At 66.4% G+C, this 19,688-nt stretch carries 14 protein-coding genes; 2 read left to right on the top strand and 12 right to left on the bottom strand.

The genetic code is table 11. From position 1 onward, the window contains the following. Window positions 1–62: 62 nt before the first annotated feature. The gene (locus G4G71_RS16045) at window positions 63–227 is read right to left on the bottom strand and encodes a hypothetical protein (RefSeq protein WP_169939056.1); all 165 of its coding nucleotides are present in this window, start codon (window positions 225–227) and stop codon (window positions 63–65) included. Between G4G71_RS16045 and G4G71_RS16050 the strand changes: the two genes are divergently transcribed. Continuing rightward, complete coding sequence (locus tag G4G71_RS16050; protein ID WP_169939057.1) at window positions 226–2,676, top strand: ATP-binding protein; 2,451 nt, start codon at window positions 226–228, stop codon at window positions 2,674–2,676. The two genes, G4G71_RS16045 and G4G71_RS16050, sit on opposite strands and share 2 nt — an antisense overlap. 15 nt (window positions 2,677–2,691) lie before the next feature. On the opposite strand, the gene G4G71_RS16055 is transcribed toward G4G71_RS16050, so the two are convergent. The 8 genes from G4G71_RS16055 to pqqA all read right to left on the bottom strand — a co-directional run bounded on the left by G4G71_RS16055 (window position 2,692) and on the right by pqqA (window position 10,621). Next, window positions 2,692–4,386: a PAS domain-containing hybrid sensor histidine kinase/response regulator gene (locus G4G71_RS16055; protein ID WP_169939058.1), complete on the bottom strand. Its 1,695-nt coding sequence runs from the start codon at window positions 4,384–4,386 to the stop codon at window positions 2,692–2,694. Then, on the bottom strand, window positions 4,370–5,533 hold the full coding sequence (gene ercA, locus G4G71_RS16060) for an alcohol dehydrogenase-like regulatory protein ErcA (protein ID WP_169939059.1): 1,164 nt from the start codon (window positions 5,531–5,533) through the stop codon (window positions 4,370–4,372). Before ercA ends, G4G71_RS16055 begins: the two co-directional genes overlap by 17 nt. Before the next feature lie 85 nt (window positions 5,534–5,618). After that, complete coding sequence (locus G4G71_RS16065) at window positions 5,619–7,412, bottom strand: S9 family peptidase (protein WP_169939060.1); 1,794 nt, start codon at window positions 7,410–7,412, stop codon at window positions 5,619–5,621. Between the two features lie 2 nt (window positions 7,413–7,414). Next, window positions 7,415–8,563 carry a pyrroloquinoline quinone biosynthesis protein PqqE gene (pqqE, locus tag G4G71_RS16070; protein WP_169939061.1) on the bottom strand — a complete coding sequence of 383 codons (1,149 nt, stop codon included), beginning with the start codon at window positions 8,561–8,563 and terminating at the stop codon, window positions 7,415–7,417. Further along, window positions 8,535–8,813 (bottom strand): pyrroloquinoline quinone biosynthesis peptide chaperone PqqD, encoded by a 279-nt coding sequence (pqqD, locus tag G4G71_RS16075; protein ID WP_169939062.1) that lies wholly within the window; start codon window positions 8,811–8,813, stop codon window positions 8,535–8,537. Before pqqD ends, pqqE begins: the two co-directional genes overlap by 29 nt. After that, the gene (gene pqqC / locus G4G71_RS16080) at window positions 8,813–9,562 is read right to left on the bottom strand and encodes a pyrroloquinoline-quinone synthase PqqC (protein WP_169939063.1); all 750 of its coding nucleotides are present in this window, start codon (window positions 9,560–9,562) and stop codon (window positions 8,813–8,815) included. The genes pqqD and pqqC overlap by 1 nt, the downstream gene beginning before the upstream one ends. Before the next feature lie 25 nt (window positions 9,563–9,587). After that, window positions 9,588–10,502: a pyrroloquinoline quinone biosynthesis protein PqqB gene (gene pqqB / locus G4G71_RS16085; protein WP_169939064.1), complete on the bottom strand. Its 915-nt coding sequence runs from the start codon at window positions 10,500–10,502 to the stop codon at window positions 9,588–9,590. Window positions 10,503–10,549: 47 nt separating this feature from the next. Beyond that, complete coding sequence (pqqA, locus tag G4G71_RS16090; RefSeq protein ID WP_003106462.1) at window positions 10,550–10,621, bottom strand: pyrroloquinoline quinone precursor peptide PqqA; 72 nt, start codon at window positions 10,619–10,621, stop codon at window positions 10,550–10,552. A gap of 402 nt (window positions 10,622–11,023) precedes the next feature. On the opposite strand from pqqA, the gene G4G71_RS16095 reads away from it, so the two are divergent. Continuing rightward, on the top strand, window positions 11,024–12,952 hold the full coding sequence (locus tag G4G71_RS16095; RefSeq protein WP_169939065.1) for a sigma-54-dependent Fis family transcriptional regulator: 1,929 nt from the start codon (window positions 11,024–11,026) through the stop codon (window positions 12,950–12,952). A gap of 363 nt (window positions 12,953–13,315) precedes the next feature. On the opposite strand, the gene aldA is transcribed toward G4G71_RS16095, so the two are convergent. The 3 genes from aldA to exaC all read right to left on the bottom strand — a co-directional run bounded on the left by aldA (window position 13,316) and on the right by exaC (window position 19,096). Beyond that, window positions 13,316–14,752: an aldehyde dehydrogenase gene (aldA, locus tag G4G71_RS16100; RefSeq protein WP_169939066.1), complete on the bottom strand. Its 1,437-nt coding sequence runs from the start codon at window positions 14,750–14,752 to the stop codon at window positions 13,316–13,318. A gap of 37 nt (window positions 14,753–14,789) precedes the next feature. Beyond that, window positions 14,790–16,973 carry a PQQ-dependent dehydrogenase, methanol/ethanol family gene (locus tag G4G71_RS16105; RefSeq protein ID WP_169939067.1) on the bottom strand — a complete coding sequence of 728 codons (2,184 nt, stop codon included), beginning with the start codon at window positions 16,971–16,973 and terminating at the stop codon, window positions 14,790–14,792. A gap of 602 nt (window positions 16,974–17,575) precedes the next feature. Beyond that, entirely contained in the window at window positions 17,576–19,096 is a 1,521-nt protein-coding gene (gene exaC / locus G4G71_RS16110; protein ID WP_169939068.1) for an acetaldehyde dehydrogenase ExaC, read from the bottom strand. Window positions 19,097–19,688 lie beyond the last annotated feature (592 nt).

Raw genomic sequence — 19,688 nt, forward strand, 5'->3', positions numbered from 1 at the left:
GAAGCGTTGTAGGCTACACACCGGCTGGCCAATTGACAGCCGATCCCGCGCGAGCGTTCGAATTATTTGCCGTCGCCGGGGATAAAAGTGGAATCTTCTGTCAAAGGGCCTTTCCAACGTCCGACAAGGAACAGAAGATCAATCGGCCGCAGGGTTTGCTCGATGCCAAGCTCCCAGGGGAATCCCCCCATTTCGCCAGGCAGTTTCCTCAACAGCAGTAGCGCCATGGCACCGCTGATCCGTCAGCATGACTGGGCAGCCTCCCCGCTCGGCCCCATGGACCAGTGGCCGGCCATCCTCAAGGGTATCCTCGAAGTCGGCCTCAATTCGCGCCTGCCGGTATGCATCTACTGGGGCCCGGAATTCATCCTGCTGTACAACGATGCCTGGAGTGCGATTCCCGGCGACAAGCATCCCGCCTGCCTGGGCCAGCCGGCACGCGAGGCCTGGTCGGATATCTGGTCGATCCTCGACCCCATGTACAACGGCATCCTGCAGACCGGCGTGGCCGCCCACGAGGAAGATCGCCTGCTGCCCATGGTGCGTTTCGGCTATGTCGAGGAGGCCTACTTCACCTACAACGTCAGCCCGATCTTCGGCCAGGACGGCAAGCCCATAGGGCTGTTCAATACCGCGGTGGAAACCACCGGCAATGTCATCGAGCAGCGCCGCCAGCGCCTGCTCACTCGCCTCGCCGAGCGCCTGGGGCAGGTCGACGACAGCGAGCAGATCTGCGCCCAGGCCTTCACCCTGCTTGCCGAAGCCAGCCATGACGTGCCGTTCTGCCTGCTCTACCGCGCCGGCACCCTGCTCGGCGCCTGCGGCACCGACACCAACGACCGCTTCGCGCCCGCGCAACTGACGCTCGAAGACGACCCGCTGCACCTGTTCAACGGCTTGAAGGAGGCTCACCAGTCGCCCCTGGGCAGCCAGCACGTGCGCGCCTTCGCGCCCTGGCCGGAGGTACTCGACAGCACCTACGCCACCCCCCTGAACGGTCACGGCGACAGCCTCGCGGTCTTCGGCATCAGCCCGCGCCGGCGCCTGGACGAAAGCTATGCGACCTTCTTCAACGAGCTGGCCGCCCTGCTCGGCCACGCCCTGGCCGCCGCCACCCAGCGCACGGAAGAACGGCGGCTGAAGGAAGCGGTGCAGGAAGAAGCCCGCCAGCGCACACTGGAACGCGATCGCGTATGGACGGTGAGCCAGGACCTGCTCTGCGTGCTCGATCACCAGGGTCACCTGCGCAACGTCAACCCGGCATGGAGCAGCCTGCTGGGCTGGAGCGAGGAGCAGCTCATCGGGCGTAACAGCGAAGAGCTGGTGCATCCGGATGACCTCACGCCCAGCATCGACATCCGCGCCACGCTGGCCCGTGGCGAGCGCCTGCAACACTTCGAGAACCGCATGCGCCATGCCGATGGCAGCTACCGCTGGATTTCCTGGCACGCCACCGAGGAAAACGGCGTGATCTACGGCTGCGGCCGCGACATCACCGAGCACAAGCGCGGCGTCGAGCTGCTGGAGCAGGCGCAGGCCGCGCTGCACAATGCCCAGCGCATGGAGGCTGTCGGCCAGTTGACCGGCGGTATCGCCCACGACTTCAACAACCTGCTGGCCAGCATCCGCTTCAGCCTCGACCTGATCACCCGGCGTGCGCCGGCCAATGCACAGCCGGAACTGGGCCATATCCTCCATGCCGCCACCCAGGCTACCGAGCGCGCCGCCGAGCTGACCCACAACCTGCTCGCCTTCGCCCGTCGCCAGGCCCTGGCCATGCATCCGGTGGACCTCGGCCAGCAATTGCGCGACTGGCAGGGCGAGCTGCTTGAACGCGCCGGCCCGGACGTCGCCCTGACGCTCGTCCTGGCTGACGAGCCAAGCGTGCTGACCGACAGCGACCAACTGCACAAGGCGATGCTTCACCTGGTAGAAAACGCCCGCGACGCCATGCCCGGCGGCGGCAGGCTGGAGATCACCCTGCAGCGGCAGGAGATCGCCGTCGGCGACCATGACGTGCCGGCCGGCGACTACCTGGGGCTGACCCTGCAGGACAGTGGCCAGGGCATGAGCGAGTCGACCCTGGCGCACGTCTTCGACCCCTTCTTCACCACCAAGGGCATCGGCCCGAACAGCGGGTTGGGCCTGTCGATGGTCTATGGCTTCATCAAACAGTCCGGCGGTCATATCCGCCTGCGCAGCGAGCCTGGCCAGGGCACCTGCGTCACACTTTACTTCCCGAGAGGCAGTTCCGTGGTCAATATCCCCGACGTTCCCGTCATCCCCACCGAGTCGACCAGCCAGCAACTCTGCGTGCTGGTGGTTGAGGACAACGATCTGGTGCGCATGCTCACCGTGGAAGTGCTGGAGGAGATCGGCTACCAGGTCCTGCAGGCCGAAGACGCCGAACAGGCGCTGCCGATCCTGCAGGGCGACAGTGCCATCGACCTCCTGCTCACGGACGTGGGCCTGCCAGGCATGAACGGCGAGGAACTGGCCGCCGCCGCGCGGGAATCGCGGCCGGAGCTGCCGATCCTGTTCGCCACCGGCTTCGCGGAGATCGTCCAGATCGATGGCAGCGAGCTGGCCACGCGCATGTCGATGATCGCCAAGCCCTTCTCCATCGACGCCTTGCGCGACAAGGTCAACGGCATGCTTGGACGCAAGGACGGCTGACCGGCACTCCTGCCGTCAGTGGCTCAGCAGAAGGCTCAAGGCGGCGCGCAACTTGCCCGGCTTCACCGGCTTGTTCAGCAGCGGCATCCCCAGCCTCTGCAGTGCCCGGCGGCAATCGTCGCTGCGGTCAGCGGTGATCATCACCGCCGGCAGCTCGCGGCGAAAATGCTCGCGTAGCCCGCGCACCGCCTCGCAGCCGGTGCGGCCATGGTCCAGGTGGTAATCGGCCAGGATCACCTCCGGCGCCTTGCCATCCAGCGCCTTCAGCGCTTCCTCGTAGCTCGTCGCCACCAGCACCTCGCAGCCCCACTGCCCGAGCAGCGCGGCCATGCTGAGGAGGATCGCCTCTTCGTTATCGATCACCAACAGGCGCCGACCGGGCAATGGATCGCCGGTGACCGGGCGTGGGCCATTCTCGACCGGGCCGGGCTGCGGCAGGTCGCGTACCAGCGGTACCTCGATGGCGAACACCGAACCACGCCCCGGCACCGAGCGCACCTGCACGCGGCAACCGAGGATGCCGGCGATGCGGTCGACGATCGCCAGCCCCAACCCGACACCCCGGCGCTCCGCCGCACGGCCGGCATCCAGCTGATTGAATTCTAGGAAGATGGCTTGCAGCTGATCCGCCGGAATCCCGCGCCCGGTGTCCCAGACCTCCATGCGCACCTTGTCGCCGCGTCGGCGAGCCGCCAGCATCACGCTGCCACGCTCGGTGTACCGGCAGGCATTGCTGAGGAAATTACGCAGGATGCGCGACAGCAGGCGGTGATCGGTGCGCACCGCCAGCGCCGGTATCCGTGAACGCAGGCGCAACCCCGCCGCGCGCGCCACTTCGTCGAACTCCGAAACCAGCGGACCGAGCAGCTCATCCAGCGGATGGACATCCAGGTCCGGGCGGATCGCGCTCTGGTCCAGGCGGGCGATATCCAGCAGGTCGGTGAGCAGGTCCTCGGCGCCTTCCAGCGCCTGGTGCGTACGCTCGACCAGCACCTGCTCGGAGCCCGGCAACTTGCGTTCGCGCAGGGTGGAAACCAGCAGGCGCGCGGCGTTCAGCGGTTGCAGCAAGTCGTGGCTGGCGGCGGCGAGGTACTTGTCCTTGCTGTTGTTGGCGGCCTCGGCAGCGTCGCGGGCCTCGCGCAACTGCTGGTTCAGCCCTTCCAGCTCGCGGGTGCGGGCGGCGACGCGCTGTTCCAGTTCCTCGTTGAGGCTCTGCAGGCGCTGCTGGGCCAGCACGCGCTCGGTGATGTCGGCAACGAAGCCTTCCACCAGCCCCTCTTCATCGGGCTTGATCAGCAGGTTCATCAGCACGATGACGTGGCTGCCATCGCGGCGACGCAGGCGAGTCTCATAACCGAACAAGCCATCGCGCTCGCGCAACAGCGCCAGGATGCGGCGCATCTCCGCTTCGCCCTCGACGAACAGCTGGCTGGCCATATCGGCGAGGCTCCACAACACCTGTTGCGGATCGTCGTAGCCGAGCATCCGCGCCAGCGCAGGGTTGGCGGCGCGCAGGCCCTGGCTCAGGCTGGCCTGGAAGATGCCGTGGACGGCGTGCTCGAACAGCCATTTGTAGCGGTTGCGCTCGGCTTCCAGCTCGTCCAGGCGCGCCACCAGCTCGGGATAATGGCTCTTGCGCGCGGAATGGCTGCCCAGCCCGAGCAGCCCGGCCAGGGCTTGTTGCTGCTGCTCGTCAGAGGGCCTCGCCATACACCACCTCGACATCGCGCAGGCTGGATTCGCGAGGGTTGGTAAGGATGCACGGGTCCTGCATGGCGTGGCGCGAGAGGAACGGAATGTCCGAGCTGCCGACACCGTGCAAGCCGAGGCTTTCGTGGAAGCCCACAGCATTCTTCAGGGCGATCAGGTGTTCCACCAGACGCTGGCGAATCTGCGCGTGGGTCATGCCCCGGCAGTCGATGCCGAAGGTCTCGGCGATCACCTTGAAGCGCTCGGGCGCGGCGCTGTAATTGAACGCCACCACGTGCTCCACCAGCACGGCATTGCACAGCCCGTGCGGCAGGTCGAGGTAGCCGCCCAGGCTGTGGGACATGGCGTGGACCGCGCCGAGGATCGCGTTGGAGAACGCCAGCCCGGCCTGCATGCTGCCCAGCATGATCTTCTCGCGCAGGGCGATGTCCGCCGGATTGGCGATCATCTGCACCAGATTGCCGTTGATCAGCCGCATCGCCTCCAGCGCGTGGGGGTCGGTGAGCGGGCCGTGGCCGGTGGAGACGAAGGCCTCGATGGCATGCACCAGGGCGTCAATGCCGGTGCACGCGGAGAGAAATGGGTCCATGGTCAGGGTGGTTTCCGGGTCGATCAGCGACACATCGGGCACCACGGCCTTGCTGACGATGGAGAACTTCATCCGCTCGTCCTGGTTGGAAATGATCACGAACTGCGAGACGTCCGCCGAAGTACCGGCGGTGGTCGGGATCAGGATCAGCGGCGGGCTGGGCACACGCAGGGTGTCCACGCCTTCGAACTCGAGGATGTTGCGGCCGTGGGCGGCGACGATGCCGATGCCCTTGGCGCAGTCCATCGGGCTGCCACCGCCGACCGCGACTATCACGTTGCAGCCTTCGCTGCGGTAGACCTCGGCGCCGCGCATCACCTCCTCCACGCGCGGGTTGGGCGACACATCGGTGTAGCGGCAGAAGGGGATGTCCTGGGCGGCCAGGCTGGCCTCGATATCGGCGACCCAACCGGCGGCGACTACCCCTGGGTCCGACACCAGCAGCACCTTGCGCGCACCGAAGGTTTTCACGTAGTTGGCGACATTGTGCCGGCATCCGGCACCGAAAATGATCTCAGGCGAGACGAATTTGCGCAGTTGGCTGAGCTCGTGAGGCATCGGGGGCTCTGTCGTTATTGTTATGGGATATTTCCGGCAGCCTACTGTATCCGTCAGGTATTGCAATGCGACCTTGGAAGACGGTTCAGACCTCCAGCAGCGCCTGGTAGAAACGCCACTCCGCCTCCAGCGCGTGGGCAAGATTGGCGGCCTGGCGGAAGCCATGGCGCTCCCCGGCATAGCGATGCACTTCCACCGGCACGCCGCGCCGGCGCAGGGATTCGACCATCGCGTCGGTCTGCGCCGGTACCACCACCGCGTCCAGTTCGCCCTGGAAGAAGATCACCGGCACCTTGATCTGCCCGGCCAGCAGCACCGGAGTTCGCTCGCGGTAACGCCCGGCGTCCTGCTGCGGATCTCCGATCAGCCAGTCCAGGTAGTCCGCCTCGAACTTGTGGGTCACCCGCGCCAGTGCCTGCGGATCGCTGACGCCATACAGGCTGGCGCCCCCGCGCAGACCGTCCAGCCGCGCCAGCGCCATCAGTGCGCTATAGCCGCCGGCACTGGCGCCACGCACGAAGACACGCTGCCGATCGATGCGCCCGGCGTTGCCGAGGCAATCCAATGCTGCGCCGATGTCTTCCACTTCCACCTGGCCCCAGCCCAGGTGCAGGCGCTCGCGATAGGCGCGGCCGTGGCCGCTGCTGCCACGGTAATTGAGATCCGCCACGGCAAAGCCGCGGCGGGTCCAGAACTGGATGCGCCCGTCGAACACTGGGTAACAGGCGGAGGTCGGACCGCCGTGTAGGAATACCACCAGCGGCGGCGCCGGCCGGTTGCCCTGCGCCGGATAGAAGAACCCGTGCCCGCACTCGTCTTCGCCCACCGGATAGTGAAATGCCTCGCCGCGGGACAATTCGGATTCCGGCAGCGGCCGTTCGCCACCGGCGAGTACCTGGGTGGAACCGTCCACCCGGCGGATCGCCAGCAGCGTCGGCAAGCGATCCGGTGCAGCGGCGATGCAATAGAAGTGGCGCTCATCCGCCGCCAGCGAGCGAAAGCGGCTGTACTCCGCCGCCAACCGGCGCTCGCCGCCACGTCCGTCATACAGCACCAGCACCCCGCGCCCCTCTTCGTAACGGGTCGCCAGCAGATTGCCGCGCAGCAGCGGCAGGAAGGTGTGCCCGCCCAGTTGCCAGGGAGCGCTGGCGTGATCGGCGGCGGCGCACGGCAAGGCCCCCAGGACCTCGTGGTACGGCTGCCAGTAGCCGGCGCAGTCGCTCAGCCAGTGCAGGCGCCCATCCTCGGCAAAGCGCGGCTGCTGGATGGACTCGTGGCGGGCCTGCCCGGCCAGACAACGCTCTTCGCCGGCGAAGGATTCGCACAGGCGGGTGCGCGTCCAGGGCTGGTGCGGGCGATCCCACTCCACCCAGGCGATACGTTCGCCATTGCGCTCCGCCACCGGCGATGCGTAGAAGTCCGCGCCGAAGGCTATCACCCGGCGCCGGCCATCGGCGTCGAGACGAACAATACGATGGCTCACCCCGGCGCTGCCGTTCTCCTCTTCCACCGCCAAAAGTGCATTCCATGCCGGAACGAAGTGGAGGTCGCCGTAGCGACAATCATCGCGGTGGGTAATCGGCCTTGGCGTGCCGCCCAGGCGCAACCAGTACACCTGCTGGTCACCCTCTTCCACCCAGGCCACGCCATCGGTAGTTGGGCAGCAGGAGCCGCCGCCGTATTCGTAGACGCGACTGCGTACCGAAGAGCCCGGTGGCGTCAGTTCGCGGCTCTGTCCTTCGCGGCGCAGGAACAACCGGCAGCGCGCACTGACAGGGTCGAAGGCGGCCCACAGCAATCCGCCGTGGGCCACGTGCAGCTCGGCAAAGTCCCCCGCGGCGGCTACCGCGCGCTCGGCGCTCCAGTCGCTGCCGTGCATCCTCAGGCCTTGCAGATCAGTTGCGAGGCCCGCTCGTTGCGCAGGGTCAGCGCGCTGAGTGGCATGGAGGCGGTTTCCGCCTCGCGGCGGGCATCGAGGATGATCCCGTGGTGGGCCGATTTGGCGCACACCGGGTCGGTGGCTTCGGCATCGCCGGTAAGCATGAAGGCCTGGCAGCGGCAGCCGCCGAAGTCGCGTTCCTTTTCGTCGCAGGAACGGCACGGCTCAGGCATCCACGCATCACCGCGGAAACGGTTGAAGCCGAAGGACTCGTACCAGATGTGCTGCAGGCTGTGCTCGCGCACGTTGGGGAACTTCACCGGCAGTTGTCGTGCGCTGTGGCACGGCAGCGCGGTGCCGTCCGGGGTGACATCGAGGAACACACTGCCCCAGCCCCCCATGCAGGCCTTGGGACGTTCCTCGTAGTAGTCCGGCACCACGAAGATCAGCTTGCACGGGTTACCTGCGGCGGCCAGGCGCTCGCGGTATTCGGAGGTGATGCGCTCGGCCCGCTGCAGCTGCTCGCGGGTCGGCAGCAGGCCGGCACGGTTCAGCTCGGCCCAGCCATAGAACTGGCAGGTGGCAAGTTCGACGAAGTCCGCCTCCAGTTCGATGCACAGCTCGATGATGCGATCGATGCTGTCGATGTTGTGCCGGTGGGTAACGAAGTTGAGCACCATCGGGTAGCCATGGGCCTTTACCGCGCGGGCCATGGCGAGCTTCTGGGCGAACGCCTTGCGCGAGCCGGCCAGGAGGTTGTTCACCTCCTCGTCGGCGGCCTGGAAGCTGATCTGGATATGGTCGAGCCCGGCGTCGGCGAACTCCTTCAGGCGTTTCTCGTTGAGGCCGATGCCGGAGGTGATCAGGTTGGTGTAGAAACCCAGCCCACGCGCCGCGGCGATCAGCTCGGCGAGGTCCTGGCGCACCAGCGGCTCACCGCCGGAAAAGCCCAGCTGCGCCGCGCCCATCTCGCGGGCCTGGCGGAACACCTCGATCCATTGTGCGGTGGACAGCTCCTCGCCGCCCCTGGCGAAGTCCAGCGGATTAGAGCAGTACGGGCACTGCAGCGGGCAGCGGTAGGTCAGCTCGGCCAGCAGCCAGAGCGGCGGCCCTACCGGCGCCTCAGCGCAGCTCGATCCAGAATTGCGCATAGGCCACCTCGAGGAATGCCAGGATGTCTTCGTCGATGCCCGGCACGCCGGGGAAATCGGCACGCAGGCCATCGATGATGCCGGCGACGTCGGCTTGCCCGTCGACGCGGCCGAGAATCGCCCCGGCGCTGTCGTTGAGCTTCACCATCCCTTCAGGATAGAGCAGCACGTGGCAGCCCTGGGCCGGTTCGAATTGCAGGCGAAACCCCCGGCGCAGCGCCGGTACGCTGTCCAGCGAAGGCAGACTCATCACAGCAACCCCCTGTGCCATACGCGCTCGCTCGTCACCGTGTGGTACGGCGGGCGCTGCAGTTCATAGGCCATGCTCATGGCGTCGAGCATGCTCCAGAGCACATCGAGCTTGAATTGCAGGATCTCCAGCATGCGCTCCTGGGCCTCGCGGGTGCGGTAGTGCTCCAGGGTGATACGCAGGCCGTGCTCGACATCGCGGCGCGCCTGCGACAGGCGCTTGCGGAAGTAGTCGTAGCCGCTGGCGTCGATCCACGGGTAGTGCTGCGGCCAGCTGTCCAGGCGCGACTGGTGGATCTGCGGGGCGAACAGTTCGGTCAGCGAGCTGCTGGCCGCTTCCTGCCAGCTGGCGTGGCGGGCGAAGTTGACGTAGGCGTCCACGGCAAAGCGCACGCCGGGCAGCACCAGCTCCTGGGACAGCACCTGCTCGCGGTCCAGCCCCACGGATTCAGCCAGGCGCAACCAGGCCTCGATGCCGCCCTCCTCACCTGGAGCCCCGTCGTGATCGAGGATGCGCTGCAGCCATTCGCGGCGCACCTCGCGGTCCGGACAGTTGGCGAGGATCGCCGCGTCCTTCAACGGAATATTCAGCTGGTAGTAGAAGCGGTTGGCCACCCAGCCCTGGATCTGCTCGCGGGTCGCGCGGCCTTCGTACATGGCCACGTGGTACGGGTGGAAGATGTGGTAGCAGGCGCCCCTGGCGCGCAGGGCCTGTTCGAATTCGGCGGGGCTCATGGCTTCGCGGGTCATCGCGAGGCTCCTTCTGAAAGGGCCGTCACAGGAAGATGCCCATGCCGTCGAACGCCACCTCGATGCCGCGCGCGTCGAGTTCGGCGCGTTCGGGCGAGGCGATGTCGAGGATGGGATTGGTGTTGTTGATATGGATGAGCACCTTGCGCGGCCCGTCGATGCCGTCGAGCACCTCGATCATGCCGCCGGGGCCGCTCTGGGCCAGGTGGCCCATCTCGCTGCCGAGCTTGTCGCCCACCTCGCAGACGCGCATCTCGTCGTCGCGCCAGAGCGTGCCGTCCACCAGTAGACAGTCGGCGCGGCGCATCCAGGCCAGCAGGCCGTCGTCCACCTGCCCCAGGCCCGGCGCATAGAACAGCTTGCCGCCGGTAGCGGTGTCTTCGACGAACAGGCCGATGTTGTCGCCCGGATGCGGATTGCCCCGGTGCGGTGAGTACGGCGGTGCACTGCTGCGCAGGGCGATGGCGGTGATGCGCAGGCCCGGGCAGGCCGGGATGACGAAGGGCTCGGCATCCAATTCGATGAGCTGGTGCTTCAGCCCGCCGTTCCAGTGCGACAGCATGGGGAACAGCGGAAAGCCGGTGGACAGGTCCTGGTGGACCATCTCCGTACACCACACCTCGTGCGGGCAGCCTTCGCGCAGGCTGAGCAGGCCGGTGGTGTGGTCGATCTGGCTGTCCAGCAGGACGATGGCGGCAATTGCCGAATCGCGCAGGCGCCGCGCCGGCTGCAGGGCCGGGAAGGACGCCAGCTGGGCGCGGATGTCGGGGGATGCGTTGCAGAGAATCCAGTTCTCGCCGTCGTCGGACAGCGCGATGGAGGATTGGCTGCGTGGCTGCGCGATCACGCTGCCGTCGCGTACGCCGCGACAGTTGCGGCAATTGCAGTTCCACTGGGGAAAGCCGCCGCCGGCGGCCGACCCGAGAATTCGGATGTGCATGACAGTGCCCCGTGGGCAGGGGCCCCGGCGGACCGGGGCCGAGTGGATCAGCGGTTGGCGAAGTACAGGGTCACTTCGAAGCCAAGGCGCAGGTCGGTGAAGCTAGGCTTGGTCCACATGGGTCTGTCCTCTTTTTGTTAGGCATGGTGCCGGCAAAACCGGCAGGTCGAGTTAAACACCAGGGGGGAAGGCTCCGAATGATACTTTCGAAGGAGATTCCCCCCTGATTTGGTAGCGGGCCGGCGACAGCTGTCGCGCCCCGCCGCTACAACTGTCCCATCGCTGCGACAGCCATTGCCCGGTTGCGCCCGCGCCCTTGGGCGGCGGGCGGTCTGGCGCGGGGTTCGGCGCCCCACGCCATGTGATTCGGCACAGGCCTTGCTCGGGCTCTCGTCGCCCGTGACCGACCGGTCTAGACTGTCCAATCCCAAGAGCCTCAGTCCTAGGATCGGTCCCACACGAAGCCGATCCCCTACAAAAACAATGCGCCGCAGTCCGACTGACGGCCGCCGGGAGTGACCATGCACCCGCAATCCCTGGAAAACTGCCCGAACGACCTTGCCGCCTTCATCGCCGATCACTTCGGCGAACGTGATATCCAGCCCGAGGGCGCCATCGCGCGCTCCTGGTACCGCAGTGTGATGGAGCACCATCTCGACCCCCGCGCACGGGCGGAAAAACACATCCTCACCGCCGGGGAAATCCGCGAGCACCAGAGCCTGCACCAGGACTACCTGGCCATCGCCAGCCAGGGCGTCACCGGCCTCGCCCGGCGCGTGCTGCCGGCTGGCTTCGCGGTGCTGCTCAGCGACGAAAACGGCATCACCCTCGATGCGCGCCTGCCCAGTGAACGCGACCGCTACACCCAGGCCGGGCTGATCGTCGGTGCGCGCTGGGACGAATCCATCGCCGGCACCAACGGCATCGGCACCGCCCTGGCTGCCGGCGAGGCGCTGACCATCCACCGCCAGGAGCACTTCCTGGTCAGCAACTTCCGCCTGAGCTGCTCGGTGGCGCCGATCTTCGATGCGCAACACCAGCTGCGCGGCTGCCTGAACGCCACCTGCCTGTACAACGACGGGCCCAAGGACGCGCAGTACCTGACGCTGCAACTGGTGATCCTGTATGCCCGGCTGATCGAGAACGCCAGCTTCCGCCAGCGCTACCGCGACCGCCTGACCCTCTCGGTGAAGGCCCGCGACGAGGTGTCGGACCTGGCGAACGAACAGCTCATCGCCCTCGACGAACAGGGCCGGGTGATCGGCGCCAACCACGCCGCCTTCACCGCCAGCCGGGGCGAGCTGCTGGGCAGCCGCATCGAGCAGTTGCTGGAGGCGGATGTCGATCAGTTGCTGGACCTGAGCAAGGGCGGCGCGCGCGGCATCCGCCTGCGCACCCTGGCCGACCATGCGCTGGTGGACGTCGGCCTGCGCACACCGGCCAGCCCTCCACGCCGCAGTACGCCCCTGCGTAGCGGCTCGAACAGCCCGGAACATCCCGATCTCACCCGCCTCGCCGGCACCGACCCGCGCCTGCAGGACGGCGTGCACAAGCTGCGCAGGGTGCTCGACAAGGGCATTTCCATCCTGGTGACCGGCGAGACCGGCACCGGCAAGGAAGCCTTTGCCCGTGCCATCCACCAGGCCAGCGCGCGGCATGCCGGGCCCTTCGTCGCGCTGAACTGCGCGGCAATCCCGGAAAGCCTGATCGAGAGCGAACTCTTCGGCTACCGCGGCGGCAGCTTCACCGGCGCCAGCAAGAAAGGCATGAAGGGCAAGCTGGAGCTGGCCAATGGCGGCACCCTGTTCCTCGACGAGATCGGCGACATGCCGGCTCACCTGCAGACGCGCCTGCTGCGCGTGCTGGCCGAGCGGGAAATCCTCCCGCTGGGCGCTGAAGCGCCGGTGGCGCTGGACGTGCAAGTGGTCTCCGCCACCCACCAGAACCTGGCCGAGATGATCCGCACCAAGGGCTTCCGCGAAGACCTGTTCTACCGCCTCGCCGGCATGACCCTGCAGTTGCCGGCCCTGCGCGAACGCAGCGACCGCGAGGCGCTGATCGACAGCCTGCTGGCTGGCCTGGGCGGCAACCTGCGCCTGGACGCCGGCGTACGCGAACAGCTGCGCAGCCATCCCTGGCCGGGCAACATCCGCCAATTGCTGAACTGCCTGCGCTATGCCGCCGCCCTCGCCGAGGACGGCCGCATCGACCTGGACTGCCTGCCGATGGAATTGCATCAGGCGACTCCCGCCGTCATGGCCATGCCGGAACCGCAGAATGGCGCCCTCGCCGCCCGCCTGGACGATGACGAAGCCCGCCACTTGCTGGCCGTGCTGCGCGAGCGACAATGGAACATCAGTGCGGTAGCGGAACAGTTCGGCATTGCCCGGTCGACCCTGTATCGGAAGATGAAGAAGCACGGCATCGTGCAGCCCAATGCGCTGTATTGATCCTTTCCCTTTTCCCTTTTCCCTGCGTCCGCTGATCAGCTGGCTAACCCGCTCTACGCAACGGCCACCTGCAGGCGCAGGGAAAAAGGAGCGGACCGCACCTGGCAAGGACGGCCCGCCCAGTCGAAACGGTGATGCATTTACGGAGACAGCATTCCCTTTCCCAGGAAACTCTGTGCGCGTCTTGACACCCTCTCCCCCGCCCTCTCCCTGAAGGGAGAGGGGGTATTCGAGGGAAGCGTCCCCGCCGTGTTTTCCTGGCACGTTTGGATCAGGAAAAAACCGTGGTTGCGCCTCACACTGATCCAGTCACCTCTCCCTTCAGGGAGAGAGTCCAAGCCCGGGCTCGAGATAGCCGTCAGCTCACTCCTGCGCATACACCACATGGGTATGCGTGTACTCGTACAACCCATGCTTGCCGTCCGCGCCGCCGATGCCGGACTTGCGCGTGCCGGCATGGAAGCCCTGCATCGCCTCGAAGTTCTCGCGGTTGATGTAGGTCTCGCCGAAGTCCAGCTCGCGGCTGGCCTTGAGCGCGGCGCCGAGGTTGCGGGTGTAGATCGACGAGGTCAGGCCGTAGTCGCTGTCATTGGCCAGGGCGATGGCCTCGTCGAGGTCGTCCACTACCTGGATCGGCAGCACCGGGCCGAAGATTTCCTTGCGCATGATCTCCATGTCGCCCTTGCAGCTAGCCAGCACGGTGGGCTGGTAGTGGAAGCCCTGGCCCAGGTCGGCCACCGCGCCGCCGGTGATGACCTGGGCGCCCTGCCCGGTCGCCGTGCGGACCATCTGCGCAACCTTGTCCAGGCCGATGCGGTTGACCAGCGGGCCCATGTCCAGGTCGGCCTGCACGTTCGGGTCGCCGAATCGGGTGGCGGCCATGGCGGCAGCGATCTTCTCGATGAACTGGTCGGCCACCTGGCGCTGCACGTAGACGCGCTCGGCGCAGTTGCACACCTGCCCGGTGTTGATCACCCGCGAGGCCTTGATGGCGTTTACCGCCAGCTCCAGGTCGGCGTCGGCAAGGACGATGGCCGGCGCCTTGCCGCCCAGTTCCAGGTTCAGCTTGGTGATGTTCGGCGCGGCCGCGGCCATGATCCGCGAACCGGTGGCGACGCTTCCGGTGAAACTGATCAGGTCGACGCCGGCGTGGCTGGTCAGCGCACTGCCGGCGCTGGCCCCGGTGCCGCCGACGACGTTGAACACGCCGGTGGGCAGGTCGGTTTCCGCCACCAGGCGGGCGAACTCGAAGCAGTTGATCGGCGTTTCTTCACTGGGCTTGACGACGATGGTGTTGCCGGTCAGCAGCGCCGGCGCCATCTTCCGGGCGATGAGGAAGAACGGGAAGTTCCACGGCAGGATGCCGGCTACCACACCCAGCGGCTTGCGCAGCAGGAAGATGTGCTCGCCGGCGCGGTCGCTGGTCAGCACCTCGCCTTCCAGGCGGCGCGCCCATTCGGCCATGTAGTCGAGGTAGTCGGCGGTGAAGTTGACCTCCACTTCCGCCAGTGCCGGCACCTTGCCCTGCTCGGCGGTGATGATCTTCGCCAGGCGCGGCGCGTTGGCACGTACCTTCTCGGCAATCCGGCGCAGGTAGCCGGCACGCTCGATGGCAGGCTTGGCTGCCCAGCCCTTCTGCGCCTTGCGGGCGGCGTCGATGGCGCTGTCCACCTGGGCAGCACTGGCCTCGGGGATGCGTGCCAGCAGCTCGCCGTTGGCCGGGTTGTGCACCTCGATCAACGGCTCGCCGGCGACGAAGCGGTTGTCGATGTAGTGCTGGTAGGTCGTTACTTCGGTCATGAATCAGTCTCCTGCTGGGCTGTTTCTTGGGGAGCCATCACTTGGCAGCGGTCTTCTGCGCGCCGGCCAGTTGTTCCTTGAGGTCGTAGGCGCGCTTGATCAGGTACTGGTGCACGGCCTCGGCCTGTTGCAGGTCGAGATGGCCCTGGAACGAAGGCATGCCGTCGGGGATACGGCCGCCATAGACGATGCCGAGGAAGCGCTGGTGGTTTTCCGCGCTGAGGGTGCGCAGGTCGGGCACCACGCCGCCGCTGATGGCGTTGATGCCGTGGCACTGCGAGCAGCTGGAATTGAACAGCTCGCGGCCCTGGTCGATCTGCGCGGTGGTGCCGGTCAGCTCCGGCGGCTCGGGCTTGCGGTCGGCCCACTTGTAGTTGATGTCCGGCAGCTTGGCGGTGCCGCCGAGCTTGTAGGTCAGCACCTGAGCGTTGGGCTTGACCCCGGCGCGCAGCGACAGGGCGCCGGCGAAGGTGGAGAAGGCGCCGCCCCAGCCGGCCATGAAGGTCACGTACTGCTCGCCGTCCACTTCATAGGTGATCGGCGCAGCCATCACGCCGGTGTTCGCCGGGGACTCCCAGAGCTTCTTGCCAGTCTCGGCGGCGTAGGCCACCACGCGGCCGTCGGCGGTGCCTTCGAATACCAGGTTGCCGGCGGTGCTCAGGGTGCCGCCGTTGAAGATGGTGCTGTAGGGCACTTCCCAGCGTTTTTCCTGTTTCACCGGGTCCCAGGCGATCAGCTTGCCGGTCCAGGTGTCGGCGATCTTGCGCAGGCCCTCCGGGTCCTCAGGCATCATCCCGGTGTTGACGTCGAGCTGGTAGATGCTCTTGAACTTGGAGCGCGGCGGCGCGCCGTCGACGTCCTGATACATCGCCGACATGATGTGCGCCGGGATGTAGACCAGCCCGGTATTGGGGTTGTACGACATCGGTTGCCAGTCGTGGGCGCCCCAGAACGCCGGCTGGATCAGCCGCGCCTTCTTCTGCGGGTCCTTCCAGTACTCGGCGACCTTCTCATTGCGGATCGGCCGGCCGGTCTTAATGTCGATGCCGGTGGCCCAGTTGATCGGGATGAAGTTCTTCGCCGAGAGCAACTCGCCGGTCTCGCGGTCGATGACGTAGAAGAAGCCGTTCTTCGGTGCCTGCATCAGCACCTTGCGCTGCTTGCCGTCGATTTCCAGGTCCACCAGCATGATGTGCTGGGTGGCGGTGTAATCCCAGGCGTCGCCCGGCGTGGTCTGGTAGTGCCAGACGTATTCGCCGTTGTCGGGGTTGATCGCGACGATGGACGAGAGGAACAGGTTGTCACCCTTGCCTTCGCTGCGGATGCGCGGGTTCCACGAGGAGCCGTTGCCGACGCCGATGTACAGCAGGTTCAGCTCGGGGTCGTAGGACATGGAATCCCACACGGTGCCGCCACCGCCCTGCTTGTAGAAGTTGTCGCCGAACCAGGTCTTGGCGGCGATCTCCATGCCCTTGCCCTTGGGCATTTCCTTGGGGTCACCGGGCACGGTGAAGAAGCGCCAGTCCTGCTTGCCGGTCTCGGCGTCGTACGCGGTGATGTAGCCGCGCACGCCGAACTCGGCGCCGCCGTTGCCGATGATCACCTTGCCCTTCACGATGCGCGGCGCGCCGGTGATGGTGATGCTGCGCGATGGATCGGTGCGGGTATCGACGCTCCACACGCGCTTGCCGGTCTTGGCGTCGATGGCCTCCAGGCGACCATCGAGCACGCCGACATAGACCTTGCCCTTCCACACCGCCACGCCACGGTTCACCGCGTCGCAGCAGGCCTCGCCGGCACGGCTGCGGTCGGACTGCGGGTCGTACTTCCAGAGTTGCTCGCCGGTGCGGGCGTCCAGCGCATAGACGATGGAGAACGGCCCGGTGGTGTACATGACGCCATCGACCACGATGGGCGTGGCTTCCACGCCGCGGTCGATGTCCAGCTTATGGCTCCAGGCCAACCCCAGGCCGCCGACGTTGCTCTGGTCGATCTGCTTGAGCGGGCTGTAGCGCTGCTCGTCGTAGGTGCGGCCGGTGGTCATCCAGTTGCCCGGCTCCTTGTCGGCGGCAGCGATGCGCTGGCCATCGACGTTGGCCGGCTTCTCGGCGGCTTGCAGGTTGGCGGACAGACCGGCCATCAGCAGCGAGGCGGTCAGCAGGGAATGACGCAGGGCGGGTTGCAGGCGAACGGAAGGCACAGACAGGCCAATCGATCTCATGGAGGTTCTCCGATTCTTGTTGGTGCCGCGGATCGTTCGCCACGGCTTGCAAGGCTCAGAGCAACCGCTGTGCCAGGCTTTGCGAATTGGGCTGGAGGGCTTGCGGTTCGGGGCTTCTGGCGTTGCCTGCCGGATGCGAGGCGGGTGTTGCGGGCGCTACAGGTGTTGCGCAGGACAGATGCAGGTGTTGCGGAGACGGGACGCTTCGACAGCCCTTGTAGGATGGGTGGAGCGCAGCGATACCCATGCGAACGGCGCGCGAGATTGATGGGTATCGCTGCGCTCCACCCATCCTACGGAACCTGCATGTCCGGACATTTCGGCGCATGGGCGGGTTCGCGAGCAAGCTCGCTCCTACAGAAGAGCTGTGGACCCAACCTGTAGGAGCGAGCTTGCTCGCGAACAACGACTCATCCGGAAAAAAGAAAACGCGGCCGGAGCCGCGTTCGACGAAGGCCGTCACCCGTGGAATAGGTACGGAAGCGGACGGCCGCCCGAACGGGCGCGTCGACACAAGGGATGCCTGGTGGAGTGCCAGGCGGGGTACAGCGCAAAGGGCCGGCGAACCTGATGGGGGAAGGTCCGCCGGGTTACTGCAAGCTTTAGAAGAAGCCCAGCGGATTGATGTCGTAGCTCACCAGCAGGTTCTTGGTCTGCTGGTAGTGGTCGAGCATCATCTTGTGGGTTTCGCGGCCGACGCCGGACTTCTTGTAACCACCGAACGCGGCGTGGGCCGGGTACAGGTGGTAGCAGTTGGTCCACACGCGGCCGGACTGGATGCCACGACCCATGCGCCAGGCGCGATTGATGTCGCGAGTCCAGACGCCAGCGCCAAGGCCGAACTCGGTATCGTTGGCAATCGCCAGGGCCTCGGCTTCGTCCTTGAAGGTGGTCACGCCCACCACCGGCCCGAAGATTTCTTCCTGGAACACGCGCATGCCGTTGTGCCCTTTGAGCAGGGTCGGCTGGATGTAGTAACCGCTGGCCAGGTCACCCTCCAGGCGCTCGCTTGAGCCGCCGGTGAGCAGCTCGGCGCCTTCGCCCTGGGCGATGTCGAGGTAGGACAGGATCTTCTCGTACTGCTGCTGTGAAGCCTGGGCGCCCACCATGGTCTCGGTATCCAGCGGGTTGCCGCGCTTGATCGCCTTGATCTTCTTCATCACCTCGACCATGAACGGCTCGAAGATCGACTCCTGCACCAGCGCCCGCGACGGGCAGGTGCAGACTTCGCCCTGGTTGAAGAAAGCCAGCACCAGGCCCTCGGCGGCTTTCTCGATGAACGCCGGCTCGGCGTTCATGATGTCCTCGAAGAAGATGTTCGGGCTCTTGCCGCCCAGTTCCACGGTGGACGGGATGATGTTCTCCGCCGCGCAGTGGAGGATGTGCGAGCCGACCGGGGTCGAGCCGGTGAAGGCGATCTTGGCGATGCGCTTGCTGGTGGCCAGCGCCTGGCCGGCTTCCCTGCCAAAGCCCTGGACGATGTTCAGCACGCCCGGCGGCAGCAGGTCGCCGATGATCTCGGCCAGCAGCATGATCGACAGCGGGGTCTGCTCGGCCGGCTTGAGCACCACGCAGTTGCCGGCGGCGAGGGCCGGGGCCAGTTTCCACGCAGCCATCAGCAGCGGGAAGTTCCACGGGATGATCTGCCCGACCACGCCCAGCGGTTCGTGGATGTGGTAGGCGACGGTGTTCTCGTTGATCTCGGCGGCGCCACCTTCCTGCGCGCGGATGCAGCCGGCGTAGTAGCGGAAGTGGTCGGCGGCCAGCGGCACATCGGCGTTCAGGGTCTCGCGCACGGCCTTGCCGTTGTCCCAGGTTTCGGCGACGGCGAGTTGCTCGAGGTTCTGCTCGATGCGGTCGGCGATCTTCAGCAGGATCAGCGCGCGGTCCTGCACCGACGTGCGGCCCCAGCTGCCAGCGGCGGCGTGGGCGGCGTCCAGCGCCTTATCGATGTCTTCGGCGGTGGAGCGCGGGAACTCGGCGATGATTTCGCCATTCACCGGCGAGGTGTTGCTGAAGTACTGGCCCAGCACCGGCGCGACGAACTCGCCGCCGATGTAGTTGCCGTAGCGCGGTTTGAGGGTGACGACGGCGCCTGGGGTTCCGGGTGGGGCGTAGATCATGGGGATGCTCTCCTGTCGGGTCCTGGCCTCCATCGGCCAGGTCATGGAGCGATCTTAGGCAGCGCCCTTCCCGGCCCGGAATGCACCCATGGGAGGGGTGGGTTCCTCATTTGGTAGTAGATGCCGGGAGATGGTTGTTCGTAGGAAGGGCCATGCCCGCGAGCGAGCCCGCTGAGTGCTCCTGCTGGCTTGCCACGGCTCTTGAGCTCTCGTAGGAGCGGAGCTTCTCCGCGATGCTCTTGTTCGTGCTTGGGCGTTTCAACGTCGCTTGGGAATGCACAGGCCGTAGGAGCGAGCTTGCTCGCGAACCGCTGGCAAAGAGCTGACCGCTTTGGCTTTGGAGTTTCTGCGCCGCTTCGGCGTGCGCTGAGATGCTCTGTTTCGCCCCCTCGGGCGAGTCACTTTTCCAAACGCCGAAAAGTAACCAAAAGGCTCGCCCCTGCATCCGGCTTTTCGCTTCGCGAAAAGTACCCTTGGTTCTTCGGAGTTCCAGGGGCCCGCGTTGACGGGCCATCCCTGGCCCGACAACGCTCTCGCGACATCCATGTCGCTCAACCCCTGAAACTCCGATCACCTTCGGCCTCCTGAAAGG

It is taken from the genome of Pseudomonas multiresinivorans (genome assembly GCF_012971725.1).
GTDB classification, from domain to species: domain Bacteria; phylum Pseudomonadota; class Gammaproteobacteria; order Pseudomonadales; family Pseudomonadaceae; genus Pseudomonas; species Pseudomonas multiresinivorans.

Coding starts and splice junctions, on each gene's coding strand:
- aldA (WP_169939066.1), bottom strand. CDS start 14,752: ATGACCGAAGTAACGACCTACCAGCACTACATCGACAACCGCTTCGTC.
- ercA (WP_169939059.1), bottom strand. CDS start 5,533: ATGCCTCACGAGCTCAGCCAACTGCGCAAATTCGTCTCGCCTGAGATC.
- G4G71_RS16065 (WP_169939060.1), bottom strand. CDS start 7,412: ATGCACGGCAGCGACTGGAGCGCCGAGCGCGCGGTAGCCGCCGCGGGG.
- G4G71_RS16045 (WP_169939056.1), bottom strand. CDS start 227: ATGGCGCTACTGCTGTTGAGGAAACTGCCTGGCGAAATGGGGGGATTC.
- pqqE (WP_169939061.1), bottom strand. CDS start 8,563: ATGCGCAATTCTGGATCGAGCTGCGCTGAGGCGCCGGTAGGGCCGCCG.
- pqqB (WP_169939064.1), bottom strand. CDS start 10,502: ATGCACATCCGAATTCTCGGGTCGGCCGCCGGCGGCGGCTTTCCCCAG.
- G4G71_RS16105 (WP_169939067.1), bottom strand. CDS start 16,973: ATGAGATCGATTGGCCTGTCTGTGCCTTCCGTTCGCCTGCAACCCGCC.
- G4G71_RS16095 (WP_169939065.1), top strand. CDS start 11,024: ATGCACCCGCAATCCCTGGAAAACTGCCCGAACGACCTTGCCGCCTTC.
- G4G71_RS16050 (WP_169939057.1), top strand. CDS start 226: ATGGCACCGCTGATCCGTCAGCATGACTGGGCAGCCTCCCCGCTCGGC.
- pqqC (WP_169939063.1), bottom strand. CDS start 9,562: ATGACCCGCGAAGCCATGAGCCCCGCCGAATTCGAACAGGCCCTGCGC.
- exaC (WP_169939068.1), bottom strand. CDS start 19,096: ATGATCTACGCCCCACCCGGAACCCCAGGCGCCGTCGTCACCCTCAAA.
- G4G71_RS16055 (WP_169939058.1), bottom strand. CDS start 4,386: ATGGCGAGGCCCTCTGACGAGCAGCAGCAACAAGCCCTGGCCGGGCTG.
- pqqD (WP_169939062.1), bottom strand. CDS start 8,813: ATGAGTCTGCCTTCGCTGGACAGCGTACCGGCGCTGCGCCGGGGGTTT.